Raw genomic sequence first — 22,569 nt, forward strand, 5'->3', positions numbered from 1 at the left:
CTAAGGAGTGAGAGAGAATGTTCCGGATCGCGGTGTGTGATGACGAGAAGAGCGTAAGAGAGCAGATGGAGCGGATACTGTCGGGGTATACGAAAAGGGAATGCCTGACGGACTGTTTTGCTTCCGGGGAGGAGCTTATTAAGTCCGAAAACCGTTACGATGTGATATTTTTGGACATCGATATGGCGGGCATCAACGGGATCGAGGCGGCCAAACGGCTTCGGGAGAAGGACAAACAGGTAAAGATCATCTATCTGACCAGTTACAGGGATTATGTGGGATCGGCTTTCTCGGTCCATGCCTTCGGATATATGATCAAACCTATACGTGACACGGCGATTTACCGCCAGCTCGATGAGGCTGCGGATTATCTGAAAGAAGAAAAGGATGACCCGGTTTTTGAGTTTCAAACGCAGAACGGCAGAATACGTCTTCCACTTTCAAAGATCTGCTATTTTGAGTATGTGCAGCGTAAAGTCGTCATTCATACGGAAAAAGCGGTATACGAGACGAACGATACCCTGAAAAATATGGAAGAGCGCATGAAGCAGTATGATTTCTGTATGCCGCATAAGAGTTTTCTCGTCAATCTGTATCAGGTAAAATCGGTGAAGGGCTATGAAATTCAGATGATGGACGGCCAGACCCTCCCCCTGTCACAGAAGAAATCGGTGCAGTTTCGGGAGCGGCTGAACAGATATCTGGCAAATATGCTGTGATTGTACAAGCGGGAGCCGAAGCGCGCATTGCGCGTATCTGATATGAAGCGGGGGTTACATGGAGATGACACAGGAATTCATGATTTTTATAAACATGGTGATCGCCATATCGGATTATGCCGTGCTGATCTATGCCATGTACCAGTTTTTAAATAAAACAGGCAGGAATCTGTACCTGCCTAAAGGTTATTATATACTCGGCTTTTCTCTGTATATGGCCGCGCTTCTGCTCTCTGCCGTGATCAGAAGCGATCTGTACGGCTGCCTTATGCTGACCGTATCGCCGGTGGCTCTGGGATACTTCCTTTTTAACCGGACAGGGCAGCACATTATCTATAATCTGGTTTACGGCTGCAGCATTATCGCGGTACAGATATTTTCCATAGTCGCGTTCCAGTGGTATGCGGCAAAAACCGGCAATTTTGTAAGCAGTGCCATCGTATACAGCTGCGCGCTGATGACGTTTAAACAGCTGATGGAGCTGTTAAATCTTAAGCTGTTTGTCTGGATATTCGGCAGGAGGAAGGAGGGGAGCGTTAGGTGGCAGCAGATTTTAAATTCTTTTATACTGCCTGTCTTTTCGGTTGTATTCCTGCTGTCCATGTCCGCCTATGTGGCGCTTCTGCCCACAGAAGAAGGCATCATTACTTTAATTGTGAACCTGGTCTGCATCCTGCTTTTAAATATTTATGTGAGCTATATATTTGACAATATTGTAAAGAAAAATGAGCTGGAGAACGAACTGAATCTGATCCGCCAGAAAGAAACTATGCAGTACCGCTATTATGAGGAACTGGAGAAAAAATATCTGAAGACGCGCAAGGTTGTCCATGACATGAGAAACCACCTGATTGCGATTGAACAGCTGTATCAGGAAAAGGATGGGGGCAGTGTCTCTTATATGCAGGATATGCACCGGATGCTTAACGAGCTGGGACAGAACTATTATACGGAAAACCGCGTGCTGAACATAATATTAAACGACAAGGCGCAGCTGGCAGAGAGCCTGGGCATAACTTTTGAGATACGCGCCGCAGGAACCGACCTGACTTTTATGAAGGAGATGGATATCACCACGGTCTTTGCGAATCTGATGGATAATGCGCTGGAAGCGGCTTCGGAAGCAGAGGAAAAATGGGTGGTGTTTAGGATGGATCAGATCCGGGACTTTGTGGTAATCAATGTACGGAATGCGGCTGTTGATCCGCCGGTCTCCCGTAATGGCAGATTAATCTCTGCAAAAGACGGCAAAGAAGGAATCGGTCTGCAAAATGTGAATCGCGCGGTGCAGGCCTATGACGGAACTCTGACGTTTCATTATGAGGACGGAGTGTTTGAAGTGAATGTAATGATACCGGTTTAAATTTGTGGGAAAAGGAGACGCGTTGAAACATTTGCAGGTTATCGGACCATGGGCTGATAACATAAAGTGGAGGATATTTCTATGAATGTGGTTTGTTTTGTATTTACCCTTTGTATCACCGGCATATTTCCGGCTGTAATGCTGATCGGACTGCTGGCCGGCAGAAGACGCTATCTGAAAAGCTATTTTGCGGGCCTTGCCACCTTTCTGGTATTTCAGATACTGCTTCGCGTGCCGATTTTAAACCGGATGTCATCCATGGGGTGGCAGAGCATCCTGTTCCTTAAAAGCCCCTGGCTGTATGCCCTGTTTCTGGGTTTTACTGCGGCACTGTTCGAGGAAGGCGGCCGCTTTCTCACCATGAAGCTTTTCATGAAAAAAGAGCGCGGCGCCTGGGAAGACGTGGTGTTCGGCGTCGGACACTGGGCCATGGAAGCCCTGTATATCATAGGAATAAATGCGGTATACACTCTGTTTATGAATCCCGGGCTGATCGCCGTTATGGGATCGAATTTCTTTATAGGAGGATTGGAGCGGCTGTTTGTTCTGCCGGTCCATGTGGCTTTTTCTGTCATGGTGATGCAGGCCGTGCGGGAAAGAAAGTACTTCTGGCTCGTTTTGGCAGTTTTTCTTCATGCAGCGGTGGATGCCTACTGCGTGCTGGCACAGACGGTCTGGGGCATGGGAATTGTGGAAATAGAAGGCAGTATTGCCGCAATTGGCATTTTGCTTTTTATTTATATCATCATTACAAAAAGGGGCAGAAAGAAGAATGTTCCTTTGAAAGAAGAAGCACACTGAAGTGTGCGTAGGTCATCAGCCTACGGCTGGTGACAGGAAAAGGAGGAAGAATATGAGATATTTAATGACACTGATGGCGGCGGTGCTGTGCATGGGAATCCTGGCGGGATGCGCCGGAGGGAAGATCGCGGGAGGCTTTGATAAGGATGAGGTGCTGAAAGAAGCGAAAGCAGCTGTGGATCTCGTCAATGAGAAAGACTACGAGACCTTAAACAGCATGATGACTCAGCAGATGGCGGATGCCGGCGTGACCGGCCAGATCGAAGCTGCATGGGATCAGCTGGGACTTGGTGAATTCAAAAGCTATAAGACGGAGACCGTTGTTGGGCAGAAAGATGAGGACGGAAACGATATCGCTGTCGCGGTTCTGGTAACGGAATATGAAAACGCATCCATCCAGTTTCAGGTGGCGTTTGACCAGGAGATGAAGATAACCGGCTTCTATATAAAATAAGGCCGCATTTTCCTATTGAATAAAAAGGGCATGTCCTGGCCGGGCATGCCCTTTGGCGTGTGCTCGATGGGCACACAGGTAAGCATTTATCTACTTTTAGAGATATTTATCCAGAATATCGCAGAAATCAAAGGTGGCGAAGTAATCCTTTGGGGTTTCTGCTCGGCGGATCATCTGGACAGATCCGTCTTCTTTAAGAAGCAGTTCTGCTGATTTAAGCTTGCCGTTATAGTTATAGCCCATGGAGAAGCCGTGGGCGCCGGTGTCATGTATCACCAGCAGATCGCCGGTATCGATGGCCGGAAGCATGCGGTCGATAGCGAATTTATCGTTGTTTTCGCAGAGAGAACCGGTCACATCGTATTTATGGTCGCAGGGCTGATCCTCTTTTCCCATCACGGTGATATGGTGATATGCTCCGTACATGGCAGGGCGCATCAGATTCACTGCACATGCATCGCAGCCGATGTATTCCTTATGTGTGTGTTTCTGATGTATCGCGGTAGTAACCAGACAGCCGTAAGGCCCGAGCATATAGCGTCCCAGCTCGGTATACAGCGCCACGTCGCCCATGCCGGCAGGAACCAGCACCTCTTCGTACACTTTTTTAACACCAGCGGAGATCTGATAGATGTCGTTAGGCTGCTGATCGGGGCGGTAGGGAATGCCGATTCCCCCGGACAGGTTGATAAAACGGATATCTGCTCCGGTTTCTTTTTTGAGATGTACCGCAACCTCGAACAGCACCTTTGCGAGCATCGGATAATACTCGTTAGTGACCGTGTTGCTGGCTAGAAACGCGTGAATGCCGAAATGCTTTACGCCTTTTTGCTTTAAGATACGGAAACCTTCAAAGAGCTGTTCTGTGGTAAATCCGTATTTTGCATCTCCCGGGTTATCCATGATATCATTACTGATTTTAAACAGGCCGCCCGGATTATATCGACAGCTGATCGTTTCCGGCAGTCCGGCGCAGTTTTCCAGATATTTGATATGTGTGATATCGTCCAGGTTGATGGTGGCGCCGATCTTTCTGGCGAATACGTATTCCTCAGCCGGCGTGGCGTTGGAAGAAAACATGATATCGGAACCGGAGAAATGAAGCGCGTCCGCCATCATGAGCTCGGTCATAGAGGAACAGTCACAGCCGCATCCATACTCTCTTAGGATATTCAGTATAAAGGGGTTCGGAGTGGCCTTTACGGCAAAGTATTCCTTAAAGCCCGGATTCCAGGAAAAAGCATCCCTAAGCCTGGCGGCGTTGACCCTGATCCCCTTTTCATCATACAGGTGGAATGGGGTCGGGTATGTTTTTGTAATTTCTTTTAACTGTTCAAGGGTTACAAAGGGTGTTTTACTCATTGGATGGAGTCCTCCTTTTTTTCATTACTGGTCAGTTCAATCAGTTTTATCTCGTTGCTCAGCGCCTCTTTAAATACGTCGGCCAGGTTTTTTCTGCAGGAATAGAGACAGGTCGAGAGCTCGCCGTTTAGCTCTCCGGTCAGCACATTCCGGGAATCGGTGATCATGCGGATCTGATTCTTTTGGCAAGGGCTTGGGTAGTAGATGACGCCGGCAATCTGCGGCCTTTCATCGGACAGAATAACGGTCTTAATATTCCTGCCTGCGGCATCGGTAAGCTCCGGTTCCAGAAGCGACAGCACATTGGAGGAAACTGCCAGATAAACGCGCAGCTTCGTCTGCTGCAGCATGGATTTCATCTTATCTAATATATGGCGTTCTCCCCGGATGGTCAGATAGCCTTCTTCGCTTCCCTTTTGCTTGGGAAGCGAAGCGGCCAGCTCCTGTTTCAGCGTTTCCAGAAACCGTATCTTATTGCTGCAGAATTCTTCCGCTTTTACCGGTGAATATCTGGTGACCGCGCCTTCCTCTACATAAGCAGCCCCCTTATCTACGAGGCCGGCAAGGCCGCTGTATGTATTGGAACGGGATATGCCGGTCTGTTTAGAGGCTTCATAACCGGTCAGACTGCCTTCGGATAAAAGCAGCAGATATAGATTCGCTTCCTGCCTGGTCAGCCCGTACTGGGTGAGCGCGTCTATGTGTTCCATGATCAGCCTCCTATTAGTGTTTCTTTATAGGAACACTATAGATGGGGCTGCTGGTTTTGTCAAGGGAATTAAGGGATGGCTGAAGCTTAATATCAGACATATAAAAAAACGGCATGGGCAAAATGACTGTTTAATCTGTGGAATTAGCAGGACATATAAGGGAGAAAAGATAAAATGCATAAAATCAGGGAGAGAAAGAAGTGAAAATGTTCAAAAAATCGAAAAAAACACTTGCAATAATATACAATATGTGATATTCTTATGTCATGGAGGTTACACGAGTAACCAAAAGTAAGATTAATTTTAAATGGTAATCCGCGCACAGTATATGTGCATCTTGTATCCGGTCATAAGATCGGACGCAACTTAATACAAAAAACAGAAACTGGAAGATAAGTGACTTGTTCAGAGACAGGTTTGCTTTACCGCCAAACAGAAGAACGGTATGTGAATTCACGTGCTTCTTTTTTTCCAGAAGAGGTTACGCGAGTAACTAAGTTCTGCACAAGGATGCCTGGATTGGGGGGAAGGGTTGTGGTTACCAGAAAAATGGTGGCGGAGAGAGCCGGTGTATCGGTGGCAACTGTTTCATATGTGATGAACCGTACTAAGAATGTGACACCGCAGGTTCAGAGGCGGGTGGAGAAAGCGATTGAAGAGCTGGGTTACAAGCCGAATCTCGTGGCAAAGGGGCTGGCTTCCAAACGCACTCAGCATGTGGCGCTTCTCGTTGATAATCTGAAAAACCCATATTACTGTGAGGTGCTGGAGGGCGCGCAGTCCCTGGCCTCGGAGAAGGGCTACATAGTATCGGTGATAGCGGTGGACAGCTTTACCCAGGACATCGTACAGGAGCTGATCAGCCGAAAGATAGACGGCCTGCTTCTGGCACTGGGGTCCTACGATAATTCGACACTGGACCGTTATCAGAATCTGGGCGGCCCGGTGATCTGGCTGGGAAGATATACCACGATTAATTATGAACCGGCTTATCATGCGGTGATCAGAGAATTAAAAGAAAACGGACATGAGAGAATCGCTTTTTTAAGCGGTATTCCGATATCCGAACCCTCTCATTACCGCTATAAGGCGTTATGCAAAGCGTTCAGTGAATTCGGAATCGAATACAGGGAGAATCTGATTGTCGATGCGAAACCCAATGCTTCCACAGATGGAAGGATGGGGGAAAAGGCGGCGAGAGAGCTGCTGGAGAGAGAAGAGCCGTTTACGGCACTGATCGCGGTTAACGATCTGATGGCGCTGGGGGCGATGAAAGAACTGCGCAGGCACGGCTACCGCATTCCGGAAGATATATCCGTAATAGGATGTGATAACATGCATGTGCTGGATTATATGTATCCGACATTATCCAGCGTTGACACGAAGGCGTTTGAAACAGGGAAGGCGTTTATGGACAGCCTGGTTGAATGCATTGACGGCAGAGAGCCCAAGAGGGTGGAACTGACAGCTTTTTATGTGCCGAAAGCAAGTGTGACAAGAGTCAGGGATGTCTTGTAAAACAATGAAACGAGCGCAACATGAGCAATCATGTTCACTATAACAATGAAATGCTAAAGGAGGTTAGCAAATGAAAGGGAGTAAGTCTTTCAAGAAGTGGTTGGCATTGTTTATGGTAGTAGCCATGGTATGCGGCCTGACTGCGTGCAGCAGCGGCTCAGCGGGTACGACCGCAGCGCCGGAGAATACGACGGCGGCACCGACGACAACGGCGGCTGAAAAGGAAACAACGACAGCGGCGCCGGATGCATCGGGCGACAAGATGAAAGTTACAGTCAGTGTACAGGCGGGTACGGGTGTAGAGGAAGCCTGGACAGCTGTGGCTAAAGCTTACATGGAGAAGAACCCGGGCGTGGAAGTCGTTATTGACTTGAAACCGGTAGACGGCTATGCAGAATGGGTACAGAAGGCATTTACAACAGCGGGAACAGAAACCGATATTGTAAATATCAACCTGGCCGGCGCAGTGGCTTCCGGCAAGTCCATCAACTGGCTGGAGTACATGAGCAATGACAGCCCGTATTCCGACGGAACATGGCAGGAACAGTTCAATTTTGAAGCACAGGTACGTGACCTTGCGAGAAATGAAATGACCTCTCTGTCTCTGGATTCCGTACAGGTAGTTTGGACCTATAATAAGGATATCTTTGAAGAAGTAGGCGTAGAGCCTCCGAAGACCTGGGACGAATTTATCACCGTATGTGAGAAGATCCAGGCAGCCGGATATCAGCCGATCGCTATGGCCGGCGATTACAACAGCTTCTGGTCAGGCGCTATGGGCTGGCTGGCACAAATTTATGCGGATCAGACCACCCGTTCCATGATTGAAGTTTATAAGGCTCAGGAAGGTGATTTCTGCTACGATCCCGATGTGGACGGCGTATGGTCTTACGATCCTACAGACCCTTATAACGATGATTCTTACAAAGTAAACCAGAATGCAGTTCGCGTATTTAAGGCTGTTATGGACGGAACCTATACGGCGGATACCCCCGGTATGAGAACCGTATGGACCAATATGGCGAAGATTTTCCCTCAGTATGCGGGCGGAGACTCCTTCTTTGGCACGGATAACAACGGTTCTGTATCCCTGTTCTACCAGGGAAAAGCAGCTATGAGACCTGATACCTGCGGCCGTCTGATCCAGTTTAAGAACGATATGGAGAAATTAAGATCCGGCGGAAGTGTTACCGGCAGCGATGATGCGGTAATCGAAGGCGTTAAGGAATTCAATATCGGTACATTTAATATGCCTACAATGGAAGGCGACGGAATTGAAGCCCCTGTTCGTACAATCGAAGTTGCAACAGGATTCCTTGGAGCAATTAAGAAAGACAAAGCACATGATGATCAGGTTGCGGATCTGCTGATGTATTTCTCATCAGAAGAAGGCCAGAGCTTATTCCTGTCCACCGGTATTGAGAACGCTATGACCGTTCAGGGTCCTTCTCTGGTGTACAATGTGAAGCTTCCGGCTGATATCCAGGCATCCTTTGACAATCTGTCCTTTATCGGTAACTGCCAGAAGGGCAACGGCCAGAAGCTGGCCCGCGGTATGTCCGGCAGTTCAGGAGATATTGATGCTTCCTATCGTCTGTTCTATGACTATACTTACAAGTTCTTAAGCGGCGATATCGATATTGAAGCATGGGTGAAAGAGCACTGTGCAAACATCGATCAGTATAAGGAAGAGGCTATGATCAGTTCCGGTATCAGCGCGTCTGATCTTGAGCATCCGGAAAACCAGCCTACAGGACAGTAATCAGTAACAGGTAGGGAATGAGGGGTGTTGTAAAATACAGATTTTGCAACACCCCGTCTTTTTTGATCAGAAGAATTCTTTATTTACAGACCAGGAAAGGGGGAGACCTTAATGCGCCGCCAAAAACTGTGGATTGTCCTGTGTGTGCTCTTTTGTCTCATATTCGGTGTCTCTTTTTATTTAAACAGCGTGCTGAACCAGAGTTCCAAATTGTTCTCCGATACCGGCTATAAGACCGGTGTGAAAAACAACACGATGGCTTATGATGAAAACAGAGATATATTCTTTGTGGGTACATATGATAATAAACTGATAGCATTTTCAGGCGAGACGAAAGAAAAACTGTGGGAAATGGATGGAAAAGGTGTGTTCCGTAAATTAATCGTTCATTCGGAAGACAATATGCTGTATGCAGGCAGCGATGATAATCATGTGTATTTTGTGAATATTGAAACCGGGGAGGTTGTTTCCGATATCAATGTCCAGAGGAGGATCTATGACATTGATGTGACTGCGGACGGCAGCGAAGTCGTGATATCTGCCGGAGTCAGCACGGCAAAGCACAATATACTGGTGTACTCCAGTGATGGGGAACAGCTCCATAACAATAAGTATACATTCCAGGTGAAATGCGTCTGCTATACGGCGGACGGCAGCAATCTGATCACCGCCAACAACCGCGGTGAAATCATCCGTATGGAAACAGACGGGACGGAAGTTAAGAAGGTCAGAATGGATTACGAGGTTCTGATGATGGTCCCTTACGGAACGCAGGGTGAGTATCTGGCGATGGGCAGCGACGGCTCCTATATGGTTGTGGATGACGATCTGAACATTATCCGGACCGGTACGCCGGACATGATGAGCGGTTCTGTGGCTCTTTCAATAGGAGGAGATCAGGACGGCGAACATATACTGATCGGAACCAAACAGGGTACGGTGTATATCATAGACAACAGCGGAAGGATCATTTATACCGCGGATATGGGGACATCCGTTTCCGGATTCCTGCCGATGGGAGATGAAGTGTATATCACAGGGTACGGAGATTTTGTCATGAGCCTGGATATCGCGGATCTGGATCTGATGGCAAGCCTTAGCGGCTACAGCACCCTCATCTATTTTCTGACGGTGTTCAGCCCCATCGTGGTGATCTTATCCCTGATCATGGCGATCCCCAGGACGAACCGGCTGGCTAAACGGTTTGGTAAGATGGTGTACCGTTACAGGACTGCGTATATCCTGCTGATTCCAACCTTCGGTCTGCTGATTTTCTTTAATTATGTCCCGATTGTGATGGCTTTTACCAGAGCATTTACCAACTGGTCAAAGTTCAATTATGCCGCGGCGGATATAGAATTTGTAGGCTTTGATAACTTTAAGATGATGTTTACGGAAGGATATTTCCTGACCGGTCTGGAAAACCTGCTGAAAATAGTGGTGACAGGCTTTTTGAAGGTGCTGACAGTGCCGCTTCTGATCGCCTGGCTGGTATATTCTGTAAAGGGTGACCGCACAAAGTATATCCTGAGGTTTTTATTCGTGCTGCCGATCGTGGTTCCATCCGTGGTCAGCGCGCTTCTGTGGATGCAGATCTATGATCCGAATATCGGCGCTTTAAACCAGCTGCTAGGCAAACTGGGACTGGAGAGCTGGCAGAGAGTATGGCTCGGCAATGAAAAGACGGCAATCTGGGCGATTATCTTCATGGGATTCCCATTTGTCAATGCGCTGGCATTCCTGCTGTACTATGGCGGATTTACCAGCATTGATGCGGAGCTGTATGAAGCAGCCAGGATGGACGGGGCCAAGCGTTTTGACATCTTTAAGAAAATTCAGTTCCCGCTGATACTGCCGCAGTTAAGGCTGATTCTGACACTGACCTTCATCGGTGTGGTACAGGATTTCAACGGCGTTTATCTGCTGACACAGGGCGGTCCGGGAACCAGCACCTATGTGCCCGGCCTGGAGCTGTATTTCAATGCCACCACCTTTGGACGATACGGCTATGCCTGTGCCCTGGGCGTAGTGATGTTCCTCTTTATCATGGTTGCTACTTTGATCGGACGGCGTGCGAGCGCCGCTAAAAATTAAGGAGGCGGCATATGGGAAAAACAAAAGTAGTGGAAGGAATTGAAATCAAAAAGAAAGTGAATAAGAGAGAATTAGGCTTTCAGACCATCATCATGGTGATCGCCATTGTGTTCTTATTCATGGCATTCATACCTATATTTATCATGCTGCTGCTGTCATTGAAATCCAATGCGCAGATTTACGGGGATTTCTTCACCCTGCCTCATCCGGTGATGTGGTCGAACTTCAATATCGCCGTGACCAAGCTGATCCCTAACATGATCAACACGCTGACCGTGGTGTTCATCGCCACCGCCATGACGGCTGTCTTGAGCGCAGTCGGCGGATATGTATTTGCAAAGCTGCGGTTTCCGGGGAAAAACGTCCTGTTTATGCTGATACTGGCGCTTATGATGGTGCCCGGCATACTGACGCTGACCCCTCTGTACAACCTGATTCAGACCTACCATATATACAATACCTGGTGGGCTCTGATCCTGCCGTGGATCTCCGGCGGGCAGGTGTTCGGCATCCTGCTTTGCAGAACCAGCATGGAAGAACTGCCGACGGATCTGTTTGAATCGGCGAGAATAGACGGCTGCAGTGAGCTCCGCGCGCTGGTGTCCATTGCGGTGCCGCTGTCCAAACCGATATTGGCCACAGTGGTTGTTATGAAGATGATCGACTACTACAATGACTTTATCTGGCCGCTGATTGCCATTGAATCGAATAAAAAGCAGATCATTACGGTTATGATCCGTATTCTTCAGTCCAACGGCAATGCTACGGATATTGGTTCAATGGCGGCGGGCTTTGTATTTGCTACCATCCCGTTGTTTATTCTGTTCATATTTACTTCAAGGCTTTATATGGAAGGACTTACTTCCGGCGCTCTGAAGGGATAGGGGGAAAGTTATGGAGATTAGCAGGCTAAGAACAAATCATGTGACGGAACCGATGGGATACCGGCTGGAGAAGCCGGTATTCTCCTGGATCGTTTCCGGTGCGGCAGGAACGCGTCAGGAAGCGGCGCGCGTAAAGATCAGCCGCTGCGAGGATATGACCGATGTTGTGTATGACAGCGGGAAGCGTAAGGATATCAGCAGCCTGGGCTTTGAGGCGGATTTTATCCCCGAGGCCGTAAGCCGATATTACTGGGAAGTGACCGTATGGACTGACGCAGAGGAAGAAGGAAGCGCCGTATCCTGGTTTGAGACGGGGAAGATGAAAGAACCCTGGCAGGCTCAATGGATCAGGGCGCCCTTCGACAAGGAAGTGCATCCGATCTTTATAAAAGAGTTTGAGCTGGACGGGAATATCGCTTCAGCCAGAGCCTATATCACGGGCCTGGGGCTCTATGAGCTGAAAATTAACGGCGTGAGGGTGGGGGATGAGTACCTGACGCCTTACTACAACGATTATAACCTGTGGATACAGTATCAGACCTATGATATCACCTCTCTGCTCACACCCGGCAGCAACAGAGTGTGTGTGATGCTGGGAAACGGATGGTACAAGGGCCGTTTCGGGTTTGTGGAAAACATGGCCGAGCTGTACGGCGATGAGATGAAAATGCTCTGTGAAATAGATGTGAAAGCGGCGGACGGAAAGCGGACCGTGATCGGCAGCGGTCCGGACTGGGATTGCATTCCTTCCTGGATTGTATCCAGCAGCATATATGACGGCGAGGTTCAGGATGCGAGGATGCGTGTGAAGAACTGGTCAAAAGACAGTTTAAAGGCGGCGGGTCTGTGTCCCGCCCTGCCGGCGGACGCACCGAAGGCGCCTGTCACCGAACGCTTAAGCCTGCCGGTTAAGATCCGCCAGAGATGGAAAAAAGCAGAGCTTCTGTGCACGCCTGCCGGAGAAACTGTGATTGACTTCGGACAGGTGATGACTGGCTGGGTGGAGTTTGACTGTGACCTTCCTGCCGGAAGCCGGGTGTTTTTGCAGTTTGGAGAACTGTTGCAGAACGGCAATTTCTATAACGAGAATCTGCGGACCGCGAAAGAGGAATTTACCTATATCAGTGACGGACAGAAAGCTCATGTGCGTCCGCATTTCACCTTCTACGGTTTCCGGTATATGAAGGTGGAAGGCATTGACAGTGTGCGGCCGGAGGATTTTACGGCCTGCGTCATGTACTCCGATTTGGAAAAGGTGGGGAGTCTTACAACCTCTAACAGCAAGGTGAACCGCCTGATTGAAAATGCGCTGTGGAGCCAGAGAGGCAATTTTGTGGATGTTCCAACAGACTGCCCTCAGCGGGATGAGCGTATGGGTTGGACCGGAGATGCGGAGGTGTTTGCAGCGACGGCCAGTCTGCAGATGTATACGCCGGCCTTTTATAGGAAATTCCTGTACGATATGCAGCTGGAGCAGCAGACCTTAGGCGGTTCGGTGCCTCATGTGGTGCCAGATATCCTGGATCAGATCGCGTCAATTTTGCATCAGGAAGGTGACCTGGCGGCGGGTTCTTGTGCATGGGGGGATGCGGCCACGGTAATTCCGTGGGTCAGCTACCTGTATTATGGCGACCGGTCGCTGTTAGAGAGCCAGTTTAACAATATGAAGATGTGGACCGACTTTATCAAGCGCGAGGATGACACGCGCTGCGGCGGCAGGAGACTGTGGCAGTGCGGGTTCCACTTTGCGGACTGGCTGGCGTTAGACAATCCGGTAGCAGGCAGCAGCTTCGGCGGAACCGAAGACTACTATGTGGCTTCCGCTTATTACTATTACTCGGCCTCCCTCACCGCCAAGGCGGCAAAGGCTCTGGGAAAAGAAGAGGAATATCAGTATTACCATAATCTGGCGGAGGAAGTGAAGGCCGCCATACAGAAAGAGTATTTCACCGTTACAGGCCGCATCGCGATTCCGACTCAGACCGCCATGGCCATCGCTCTGTACATGGATTTGGTGCCGGAGCAGCACAGAGAAAGGATTGTACGGGATCTGAAAAAGCGGCTGGATGATAAAAATATCCATTTGGATACCGGATTTGTGGGAACCTATCAGCTCTGTTCCGCACTGTCTTTGAACGGGATGGCGGATTATGCCTATACACTGCTGCTAAATGAGGATTTCCCAAGCTGGCTGTATGAAGTTAATATGGGGGCCACCACGATATGGGAGCGCTGGAATTCCGTGCTGCCCGACGGACTGGTCAGCGATACGGGCATGAACAGCATGAATCATTATGCGTACGGTTCTGTGGTGGAATGGATGTACCGCTATATGTGCGGTATCAATCCTTCGGAAGATGCGCCGGGCTTTAAAAAGGCCAGGATTGAACCTCAGACGGATGCACGCTTTGACTATGCGAAAGCATCTTACTTATCCGCCAGCGGCCTGTACCGGTCAGAGTGGAAGCGGGACGGAAACAGGACGGTATATACTGTGGAAGTTCCTTTTGATGCGCAGGCTTTGTTTGTGCTCGCACGGCCGGCAGGGAATGTGCTGGTAAACGGAGAGGAATCGGAAGAACTAAGAAAGAACCAAAGGCTGCTTCTTATGCCGGGAGTATATGAGATTACAGCGGAGTAACCCGCAGTGCGGTTCCTAAGGAACCCACTTTTAAAGGGCCGGCCCGCTTGCGGATTTAAAATCGCGAGCGGGCCGGCCCTTTGTTATCGATAAAACAGTATTATTCTGCAGTCAGAAGTCCTACGCTTTCAATCAGCTGGCTTCCTTCATCGGAATAGATGTAGTCAAACAGCGCCTGCACCAGTTCGTTCTGCTCGGAAATCCCGCCCTTGGTAGCCATAACGAAAGGTCTGCTTAAGAAGTATGTACCGGCCTTGATATTATCCGGGGTCGCCTCTACACCGTCTAAAGCCAGGGCCTTTACGCTGTCATCCAGCACATCCAGAGATACATAGCCGATCGCGCCCTTGGTGGAGGCAACCTTTGCCACCACTGCGCCGGTGTTGTCCAGTTCGTTTGCATATTTGCATTCGTCTTCGATGCCGAGGATTTCTTCAAATGCGCCTCTGGTACCGGATCCGGCCTCTCTGCCTACCACTACGATCACCTGATCTTCTCCGCCAAGATCCTTCCAGTTGTTCACTTCACCCTTGTAGATGGAAACCAGCTGGTCCTTAGTCAGATCGGCAACGGTGTTGGCAGTATCCACGATCACCGCGATGCCGTCGATTGCCACGATATTTTCTGCGATGCCATTCGCTTTTTCTTCATCCTTGAGCGCCCTGGAGGAATTGCCGATATCCACGGTGCCGTTCGTCACGGCTTCAATGCCTGCGCCGGAACCGGTGAATTCGGGGCTGATTGTAACCTTGGGGTATTTCAGGTTAAATGCTTCCGCCAATGCGTTGGAGAGCTTTTCCATGGAGGTGGAGCCGGACATTACGATGGATCCGCTTAAATCGGCGGCTGCCGCCGTAGTCGCGGCCTCAGTCGCCGGCGTTTCTGTAGAGCTGCCTTTTTCCGCCGCTGCCGCGGTGGTGGAAGCGGCCGTAGTCTCATCTGCCTTAGCGCCGCATCCGCTCATAAGGCCGGTTGCCATCACAAGTGTTAAGAGTATTGCAAGTGCTTTTTTCATAATGAAATCTCCTTCTTTCTTTTATCCCTTTTGCTGTTGCAACGACAGTGTAGCATTTCTGCTTCAGTGAAACTATCATATTCATGTATATGAATCGTAAATACTTTGTAAAGTTGCTGACATCCTGCATCTAATTATTAAATATTGATAAAATCTTCACAAAACGGGTAACAGGGGGCATAAATCTATTGACTCCTGAAATGTTTTGTGGGATAATTGACTCAAATTTGGTTTTAAAGAAGGAGGAAATTTCATGGCAACAAAAGCGTATTATCCAAGAACCGAAATTGGTGCTGGAAAAGTTGGCTTTGCCAAAACACGTTCCATCATCGAAGCTGCATTCTACGGCAACAATGTAGTAAAAGTGAATACTTTAAAGGAAGCTTACGAGCTGGCGAAGAATTCACCGGGAACCATTGTTACCGATATGCCCGTTTATAGAGGAGAAGAATTTGGACTGGAGAAGGATGCGAAGGTTCTGCTGTTCAATGACGGTTCCATCACTGGCCGCTATGCTGCAGCCCGCAGAATTGCCGGCGAGCCCAATGTAAACTGTGACGAGCTGGATAAGATGGTGATGGACGCGATCTACGATACGAGATGGGTAACCATGTACCATGCGGAAGTATTTGTAGGTCTGGATCCTGAATTCATGGTAAAGGCACATCTTCTGATTCCGGAAGGGGAAGAGAACCTCATGTATTCCTGGATGCTGAACTTCCAGTACATGTCCGACGAATATGTAAGAATGTATAAAAACTCCAAGCCGGTAGGCGACGGCAAAGAGCCCGATATCTATATTTTCTCCAACCCTCAGTGGGTAGGTACCACCAAGCCTTCCTATGACCCTAAGTGCCTGTGCTACTTCAATACCGAGCAGAACTGTGCAGCAATCCTGGGCATGAGATACTTCGGTGAGCACAAGAAGGGTACTCTGACCATGGCATGGGCGATCGCTAACCGCAACGGCTATGCATCCTGCCACGGCGGACAGAAGGAGTACAGACTGGCGGACGGAAGAAAGTATGTTGCATCCGTATTCGGTCTGTCAGGATCCGGAAAGTCCACACTGACCCATGCAAAGCATGGCGGCAAGTATGATGTAACCGTACTGCATGATGATGCGTTTATCATCAATACAGATACATGCGCTTCCGTAGCTCTGGAGCCTACTTATTTCGATAAGACACAGGATTATCCGACCAACTGTGAAGACAACAAGTACCTGCTGACCGCTCAGAACTGCTCCGCAACTCTGGATGAGGACGGCAAGGTAGTTCTGGTGACAGAAGATATCCGTAACGGCAACGGCCGTGCGATCAAGTCCAAACTGTGGTCTCCGAACCGTGTGGACAAGATTGACGAGCCTGTAAACGCAATTTTCTGGATCATGAAAGATCCTACCATTCCGCCGGTAGTGAAGCTGAAAGGCGCTTCCCTTGCATCTGTAATGGGCGCTACACTGGCTACAAAGAGATCTTCTGCGGAAAGACTGGCAGAAGGCGTAGATCCCAACGCTCTGGTTGTAGTTCCTTATGCAAACCCGTTCAGGACCTATCCTCTGGCAAACGACTTCGAGAAATTCAAGAAGCTGGTTGCAGAGAAGAACGTAGACTGCTATATCGTAAATACCGGTGATTTCATGGGCAAGAAAGTACAGCCCAAGGATACGCTGGGAATTCTGGAAGCGATCGTAGAGGGCAAGGCAGAGTTTAAGCCCTGGGGACCGTTCACAGATATCGAGATTTTTGATTGGGAAGGCTTTGTTCCGGATATGAATGACGCTGACTACGTCGCACAGTTAAAGGCCAGAATGAACGACAGATTAGCATTCGTTAAGAATACTGCAGTTGAAAAGGGCGGCTATGACAAACTGCCTGAAGATGCTCTGGAAGCTATTCAGAAGGTTGTTGACGAACTGAAATAAGAAGCGGTATAAAATAAATAGGCCGTATTTTCCTATTGAAGAAAAGAACCGCCGGGCAGTGTATGTGCTGCCCGGCGGTTCTTTAATGTTTCACTCTGACAAAACGGATTTTCTCGGCGGAAGTGGATTCCAGCGCGATGAGAAACGCAGCCGCGTTTCCCTCCTTGTCCATCTCAACTTCAGCTTCCAGCAGCTCGCCGGGCAGCACATGCTCCTCGGTCAGCAGGAAATGCTGTGCGCGCACATGGACGCCGTCCAGTGTCAGGGTCCCCATGCGGATGACGAGGCGGCCGTCACAGGCGGTGACCGTGATGCTGCCATACCCCATATCCATGTATTCACCGGCTATTTCGTCCAGGGAAACAGGACAGGGATACTGTATAGATAGCTGGGGATCAGGCCGTTTTTGGCTGGCTGCCTGTTCTTTACGCTTCTGTGAGAACTGATGAAACCTGCCGATCCAGTCCACCGGCTCCAGCTCCAGATACCGGTCCAGCAGCGTATAGCGCATGGCTCTCGCGCCGAAAGCATTTTCGGAATTGGTCAGCACGGTAAAAGCCAGGCCACGGGAGGGTACAAAGCATTGATCGGCGATAAAACCGTCAATATGTCCTCCGTGGTGCAGGATGCGGACCCCGCGGTAGCATTCGGTAAACAGGCCCAGGCCATAGGACTGCATCTCCACGTATCCTTGCAGAGGCTCAATGACCGGATCGCTGATTAACATTTGAGGAGAGCACATTTCCCTGCATATTTCTTCGGAGAGAATCTGTTTCCCCTCATAGGAGCCGTTGTGCAGGAACATCGCGTCCCATTGTGCCAGCTGATGGCTTGTGAGGCTGATGGATCCTGCGGCCCTCATGGTGTTTAAAGTGGCGTATTCTACCTTTTCATTGTGGCCGCTCTTGTCGTTAAAGCGGTATCCGACGGCCGGATCTTTTGCGGCCGCCAGGTCCGGGGCATCGAAGGCCACATAGCCCAAGCCCAGCGGGTCGGTAATGTTTTCCTTTAGGAAGTTCTCCCAAGAGGTGCCGGATACCCGTTCAATCACAAAGCCGGCCAGCGTAAACATCAGGTTCTGATACTGCATTTTGTACCGGAACGGCGCATTGGGCTTCAGATAGCGCAGGATGCGGATCATATCGGCTTCGGTATAGGTATCCAGCCGGGGATACCAGGAGACCTCATGGCGGGGCAGACCGCAGCGATGGCAGAGCATATCCCGTACGGTCAGATGCGCTCCGGCATAGGGGTCGTACATTTCAAATTCCGGTATGTATTTGCGAACCGGATCCTCCAGATTTAAAAGCCCTCTGTCACACAGGACGCCGATGGCGGCGGCGGTGAAGGACTTGGTGCAGGAGCCGATCGCATACATGGTATCCGGCCCTGCGCAAAGACTGTGTTCCAGATCCTTATACCCGGCATTAAAATGCTGATAAGGGGAATCGCACGAAGCTGTGCGCTGCGGATCCCGGTACACGGTTACGCTTACGGAAGGTATCTGAAACGTCTCCAGAAATTCCTCCAGATGTTGATTCAGATGTTTTCCAGCATCACTCATATTAACCTCCAATTCCGCGCATCTACAATGCGCAATGCCGATAAAGTCCCCCCGTTTTCTATTCCGGAGGGACTTTAGTGATTACTTCCAGCTCACATCCTTGAACAGGGTGCGAACGAAGGAAGGCTCAAAGTTTAAATCCTTATTCCATGCCGCTGTGGATTTCTTGTTGAACAGCGGGATATAAGCGCATTCATCCTGAATGATTTCCTCAGCTTGTTTGTAGATGTCAAGACGCGTGTCCTTATCGACCGTTTCTGCGCCCTGGGCAAACAGAGTATCCAGATCCGCATTGGACAGTCTGGCCATGTTCAGTCCGTTGATATAATCGGTACCGACAAAGGTTTTAATGAAATCGTAGTCGCGGTTTAAGCTCTGCCCCATATCCGTAAATGTGAAGTTGCCGGTTACACAGTCGTTCACTAAAGCATTGCCCTCCATGCCCTCTACGGTACCGGTGATACCGATAGCAGCCAGCTGGGACTGTACTACCTGCATGACCTTTTCAAAGTAGGTGCCGCTTACGGTTTTCATGCTGCCGATATCCAGCCCGTCGGGATAGCCGGCTTCAGCCAGCAGCTGTTTAGCCTTTTCCACATCATAGTCAAATGCGGTGTGGCTTTCATCAAAGCCGAATACTCTGGGGGTCGCCAGGGAGGTAGCCGGATCTGCCAGCCCGTCCGCAGCCATGTCGATGATATCCTGACGGTTGATCGCATAAGCGATCGCCTGACGGAGCTTCTTGTTGTTAAACGGTTCCACCTCAGTGTTGAAAATCAGGTATGTAACATGATTGGAGGTATAGGAAGCGCTGCCGTAGTTCGGGTTGCCGGTAACGGATTCCCATTCCGATGTGGGAACGGAGCAGATGTCCAGTTCTCCCGCCTCAAATGCCGTAAAGGCGGTGGTGGGATCCACGATCAGTTCAAAGTTTATGGTTTTGATCGGGGGTTCACCGTCCCAGTAGCCTGCATATGCTTCCATCGTAACCTTTACATCGGTTATGGCTTCCGTCAGCTGATATGCGCCGGTGCCGCAGGTATTAAAACCCATCTGTCCCTGCTCATCCTTGTTATCCTCAGCAAATTTTTCATTGATGATACCGATGGCCGAGATATTCTCGAGCAGAGGTGCAAAGGGATATTTCAGTGTGAATACAACCGTGGAATCGTCCGTCGCGGCAACGGACTCGATCGGCTCCACATAGCTCTGCATATAAGCGCTTTCCAGACAGCGGTTGAAGGAGTATACAACATCACTGGCTTTGAGTGTCTCGCCGTTGTGGAAGGTTACGCCCTCCCTGATTTTAAAGGTCCAGTTCAGGTTGTCCTCGCTTACGGTGTATTCGGTTGCGAGCACAGGGATTTCTTTGTTGTCTTTATCGATCCAGTAAAGCGGTTCGTAGATCTGGCGGCTCATCAGCATGTCGTTTTCCAGCGCCAGATTGTGGGGATCCAGTGTGTTGAACGCATCGGGAATGCGGTAATTCAGGTCGGTGCGTCCGGCGGATGAGGAATTGTTTCCGCTGTTGCCTGTCGCGGTGGTATCGCCTTCATTGTTGGAATTATTGCTGCAGGCAGCCAGCCCCAGCACCAGGATCAGAGCGCAGAATGCTGCTAAGGCTCTTTTTACTGCTTTTTTCATAATAGTTTCCTCCTTATTAAAGTATTTAATATTATACACTAAATTCAGACAGATGTATTTGCAAAAATATCACACTCCATATGAATAAAAGTTATACCTTATACACCGGCATCCGGTTGACAGAACCCCAAACATGCAATAATATAAGACTATGTGCAACTGTACTGCAATAAAGTAATGAAGTAATTGGAAAAATATCCATGAAAATTATGCATGTTGTACAGTTAAATTGAAAGGAAGGCTTATTTATGCTGAAATACACGATCAAGCGTCTGCTTCTCATCATTCCGACCCTGTTGGGCGTATTATTTATCGTTTTTGCGATCATGAATTTTACGCCGGGTAATCCCGGCAGGCAGATCCTCGGTATATCCGCCAAGCAGGAGCAGGTGGATCAGCTGAACCATGAACTGGGATTTGACCGTCCGTTCTTTTCGCGCTTTTTTTCCTATATCGGAGATCTGGCGCAGGGAGATCTGGGCATATCCTATCGGACCAGGCAGCCCTTCGCCGATGAATTCTTCGGGAAGCTGCCGATCACTTTAAAGCTGGGCACCTGGGGGTTTGTTTTTTCATCCATTATCGGCGTGTCGCTGGGAATCCTGTCGGCGGTGAAACAGTATTCCTGGACGGATACCTTCAGCACCCTGGCGGCGATTCTGTTTGCCTCGATTCCCGCGTTCTTTTTGGGGATGGTGCTGATCTACCTGTTCGGCCTGCAGCTGGGGCTTCTGCCCACCCACGGCATCGACGGCTGGAAGAGCTATGTGCTTCCGGTGGCAACGCTGACTGCAGGAGGCAGCGCGGCCATCATGCGGCTGACCAGGACGACGATGTTAGAGGCCATCCGCCAGGATTACATAAGGACCGCTAAGGCCAAGGGCTGCAGCAATGCGCGCATGATCTGGAAACATGCGCTGAAAAACGCGGTGCTGCCGGTTCTGACTGTGATGGGCACCAGCTTCGGCTCCATCTTAGGCGGCGCCGTGATCTGTGAAACCGTATTTTCGATACCGGGCCTGGGCACCTATGTGCTGACGGCCATCCGGAGCAAGGATGTTCCGGTGGTGATGTCGTCCACCGTTTTTCTTGCCGCGTTCTTCTGTCTGGTTATGGTGGTCGTGGATCTGCTCTATGCGGTGATCGACCCGCGGATCCGCGAACGTGTGAGCAGGTAGTGCTCTGGGGCGCTGTGCTTTGATAATTAAGAGATTAGAATGGAGAAAGCAATGAAGAGTACATTCACGAAAAAGAAGAGGAGAGGCGAAAGGGCGGGGGAGACCTGGAAGCTCTTTAAGAAGAATAAAGCGGCTATGGTAGGGCTCTGCGTGCTGTTTATCTTTGTGTTTTTTGCAGTTTTTGCAGACGTGATCATTCCTTATTCCAAGGCCATTACGCAAAATTCCGCGGATAGGCTGATGGCACCCTGCGCCTCACACTGGTTCGGCACGGATGAGTTCGGCCGGGACATGTTTGCCAGGGTGGTGCATGGCAGCCGCAGGTCGTTGTCTCTGGGCGTGGGCACCACGTTGATCTCGCTGCTGATCGGCGGTTTTATCGGCGCCTGCTGCGGGCTGTACGGCTCGAAATTTGACAGTGTGGTGATGAGGCTCTGCGATGTGCTAAACTGTGTGCCGGGGCTTTTGTTCGCGCTGGCGGTGGTCGCCGCCCTGGGAAGCAGCATGCAGAACCTGCTGATCGCTGTGACGGTCATCAGTATTCCGGGTTTTATCCGTATTGTGCGTTCGGTCATCCTGTCCATCGTGGAACAGGAATATATCTATGCGGCCAGGGCCTGCGACAGCAGCAACTGGGTGATCATCACCCGCCATATCCTTCCCAACGCCATGGGTCCCATCATCGTGCAGGCCAGCATGTCCGTGGCCTCCATGATGCTGACTGCCGCCGGGCTGTCCTTTATCGGCATGGGTGTACAGCCTCCGACGCCGGAATGGGGCGTAATGCTTAGCACGGCGAGAGAGTACATGTCCAAAGCGCCGTATCTCCTGGCATTTCCGGGAATCGCAATCGCGCTTAGCGCTCTGTCGTTAAACCTGGTGGGCGACGGCCTTAGGGATGCGCTGGATCCGAAGCTGAAGGCATAAGGGGGA

17 protein-coding genes are annotated in these 22,569 nt (G+C 49.9%); 12 read left to right on the top strand and 5 right to left on the bottom strand.

Features of this window, described 5'->3' with window-relative positions; genetic code table 11:
- The first annotated feature begins 17 nt into the window (after positions 1 to 17).
- The 4 genes from DWZ56_RS13050 (at position 18) to DWZ56_RS13065 (ending at position 3,337) form a co-directional block, all read left to right on the top strand.
- On the top strand, positions 18 to 719 hold the full coding sequence (locus tag DWZ56_RS13050) for a LytR/AlgR family response regulator transcription factor (protein WP_118557063.1): 702 nt from the start codon (positions 18 to 20) through the stop codon (positions 717 to 719).
- Positions 720 to 777: 58 nt separating this feature from the next.
- A complete protein-coding gene (locus DWZ56_RS13055) occupies positions 778 to 2,082 on the top strand; it encodes a sensor histidine kinase (protein WP_118557064.1) in 1,305 nt (434 codons plus the stop codon).
- A gap of 81 nt (positions 2,083 to 2,163) precedes the next feature.
- The gene (locus DWZ56_RS13060; RefSeq protein ID WP_118557065.1) at positions 2,164 to 2,883 is read left to right on the top strand and encodes a YhfC family glutamic-type intramembrane protease; all 720 of its coding nucleotides are present in this window, start codon (positions 2,164 to 2,166) and stop codon (positions 2,881 to 2,883) included.
- Positions 2,884 to 2,935: 52 nt separating this feature from the next.
- Positions 2,936 to 3,337 (top strand): DUF3887 domain-containing protein, encoded by a 402-nt coding sequence (locus DWZ56_RS13065; RefSeq protein WP_118557066.1) that lies wholly within the window; start codon positions 2,936 to 2,938, stop codon positions 3,335 to 3,337.
- A 96-nt stretch (positions 3,338 to 3,433) separates the two neighbouring features.
- On the opposite strand, the gene DWZ56_RS13070 is transcribed toward DWZ56_RS13065, so the two are convergent.
- Together DWZ56_RS13070 and DWZ56_RS13075 are read right to left on the bottom strand one after the other, a co-directional pair.
- Positions 3,434 to 4,699 (bottom strand): diaminopimelate decarboxylase, encoded by a 1,266-nt coding sequence (locus DWZ56_RS13070; protein ID WP_118557067.1) that lies wholly within the window; start codon positions 4,697 to 4,699, stop codon positions 3,434 to 3,436.
- A complete protein-coding gene (locus DWZ56_RS13075; protein WP_118557068.1) occupies positions 4,696 to 5,409 on the bottom strand; it encodes a TrmB family transcriptional regulator in 714 nt (237 codons plus the stop codon). Before DWZ56_RS13075 ends, DWZ56_RS13070 begins: the two co-directional genes overlap by 4 nt.
- Positions 5,410 to 5,943: 534 nt before the next feature.
- On the opposite strand from DWZ56_RS13075, the gene DWZ56_RS13085 reads away from it, so the two are divergent.
- The 5 genes from DWZ56_RS13085 (at position 5,944) to DWZ56_RS13105 (ending at position 14,308) form a co-directional block, all read left to right on the top strand.
- Positions 5,944 to 6,927 (top strand): LacI family DNA-binding transcriptional regulator, encoded by a 984-nt coding sequence (locus DWZ56_RS13085; protein ID WP_158584573.1) that lies wholly within the window; start codon positions 5,944 to 5,946, stop codon positions 6,925 to 6,927.
- A gap of 70 nt (positions 6,928 to 6,997) precedes the next feature.
- Complete coding sequence (locus tag DWZ56_RS13090) at positions 6,998 to 8,689, top strand: ABC transporter substrate-binding protein (protein ID WP_118557071.1); 1,692 nt, start codon at positions 6,998 to 7,000, stop codon at positions 8,687 to 8,689.
- A gap of 111 nt (positions 8,690 to 8,800) precedes the next feature.
- Entirely contained in the window at positions 8,801 to 10,783 is a 1,983-nt protein-coding gene (locus DWZ56_RS13095; protein ID WP_118557072.1) for an ABC transporter permease subunit, read from the top strand.
- An 11-nt stretch (positions 10,784 to 10,794) separates the two neighbouring features.
- Entirely contained in the window at positions 10,795 to 11,667 is an 873-nt protein-coding gene (locus DWZ56_RS13100; protein WP_118557073.1) for a carbohydrate ABC transporter permease, read from the top strand.
- A 10-nt stretch (positions 11,668 to 11,677) separates the two neighbouring features.
- A complete protein-coding gene (locus DWZ56_RS13105; RefSeq protein ID WP_118557074.1) occupies positions 11,678 to 14,308 on the top strand; it encodes an alpha-L-rhamnosidase in 2,631 nt (876 codons plus the stop codon).
- Between the two features lie 100 nt (positions 14,309 to 14,408).
- Here DWZ56_RS13105 and DWZ56_RS13110 read toward each other — a convergent pair whose 3' ends face one another.
- Positions 14,409 to 15,323 carry a phosphate ABC transporter substrate-binding protein gene (locus DWZ56_RS13110; RefSeq protein ID WP_118557075.1) on the bottom strand — a complete coding sequence of 305 codons (915 nt, stop codon included), beginning with the start codon at positions 15,321 to 15,323 and terminating at the stop codon, positions 14,409 to 14,411.
- 253 nt (positions 15,324 to 15,576) lie between these two features.
- On the opposite strand from DWZ56_RS13110, the gene DWZ56_RS13115 reads away from it, so the two are divergent.
- A complete protein-coding gene (locus DWZ56_RS13115; RefSeq protein ID WP_118557076.1) occupies positions 15,577 to 17,250 on the top strand; it encodes a phosphoenolpyruvate carboxykinase (ATP) in 1,674 nt (557 codons plus the stop codon).
- A gap of 82 nt (positions 17,251 to 17,332) precedes the next feature.
- Here DWZ56_RS13115 and DWZ56_RS13120 read toward each other — a convergent pair whose 3' ends face one another.
- Both DWZ56_RS13120 and DWZ56_RS13125 read right to left on the bottom strand, forming a co-directional pair.
- Entirely contained in the window at positions 17,333 to 18,814 is a 1,482-nt protein-coding gene (locus DWZ56_RS13120) for a serine hydrolase (RefSeq protein WP_118557077.1), read from the bottom strand.
- An 81-nt stretch (positions 18,815 to 18,895) separates the two neighbouring features.
- Positions 18,896 to 20,458 carry an ABC transporter substrate-binding protein gene (locus tag DWZ56_RS13125; protein ID WP_118557078.1) on the bottom strand — a complete coding sequence of 521 codons (1,563 nt, stop codon included), beginning with the start codon at positions 20,456 to 20,458 and terminating at the stop codon, positions 18,896 to 18,898.
- A 248-nt stretch (positions 20,459 to 20,706) separates the two neighbouring features.
- On the opposite strand from DWZ56_RS13125, the gene DWZ56_RS13130 reads away from it, so the two are divergent.
- Together DWZ56_RS13130 and DWZ56_RS13135 are read left to right on the top strand one after the other, a co-directional pair.
- On the top strand, positions 20,707 to 21,636 hold the full coding sequence (locus DWZ56_RS13130; RefSeq protein WP_118557079.1) for an ABC transporter permease: 930 nt from the start codon (positions 20,707 to 20,709) through the stop codon (positions 21,634 to 21,636).
- 51 nt (positions 21,637 to 21,687) lie between these two features.
- Entirely contained in the window at positions 21,688 to 22,563 is an 876-nt protein-coding gene (locus DWZ56_RS13135; protein ID WP_118557126.1) for an ABC transporter permease, read from the top strand.
- Positions 22,564 to 22,569 lie beyond the last annotated feature (6 nt).

This window comes from Lachnotalea sp. AF33-28 (assembly GCF_003477885.1).
GTDB lineage: Bacteria > Bacillota > Clostridia > Lachnospirales > Lachnospiraceae > AF33-28.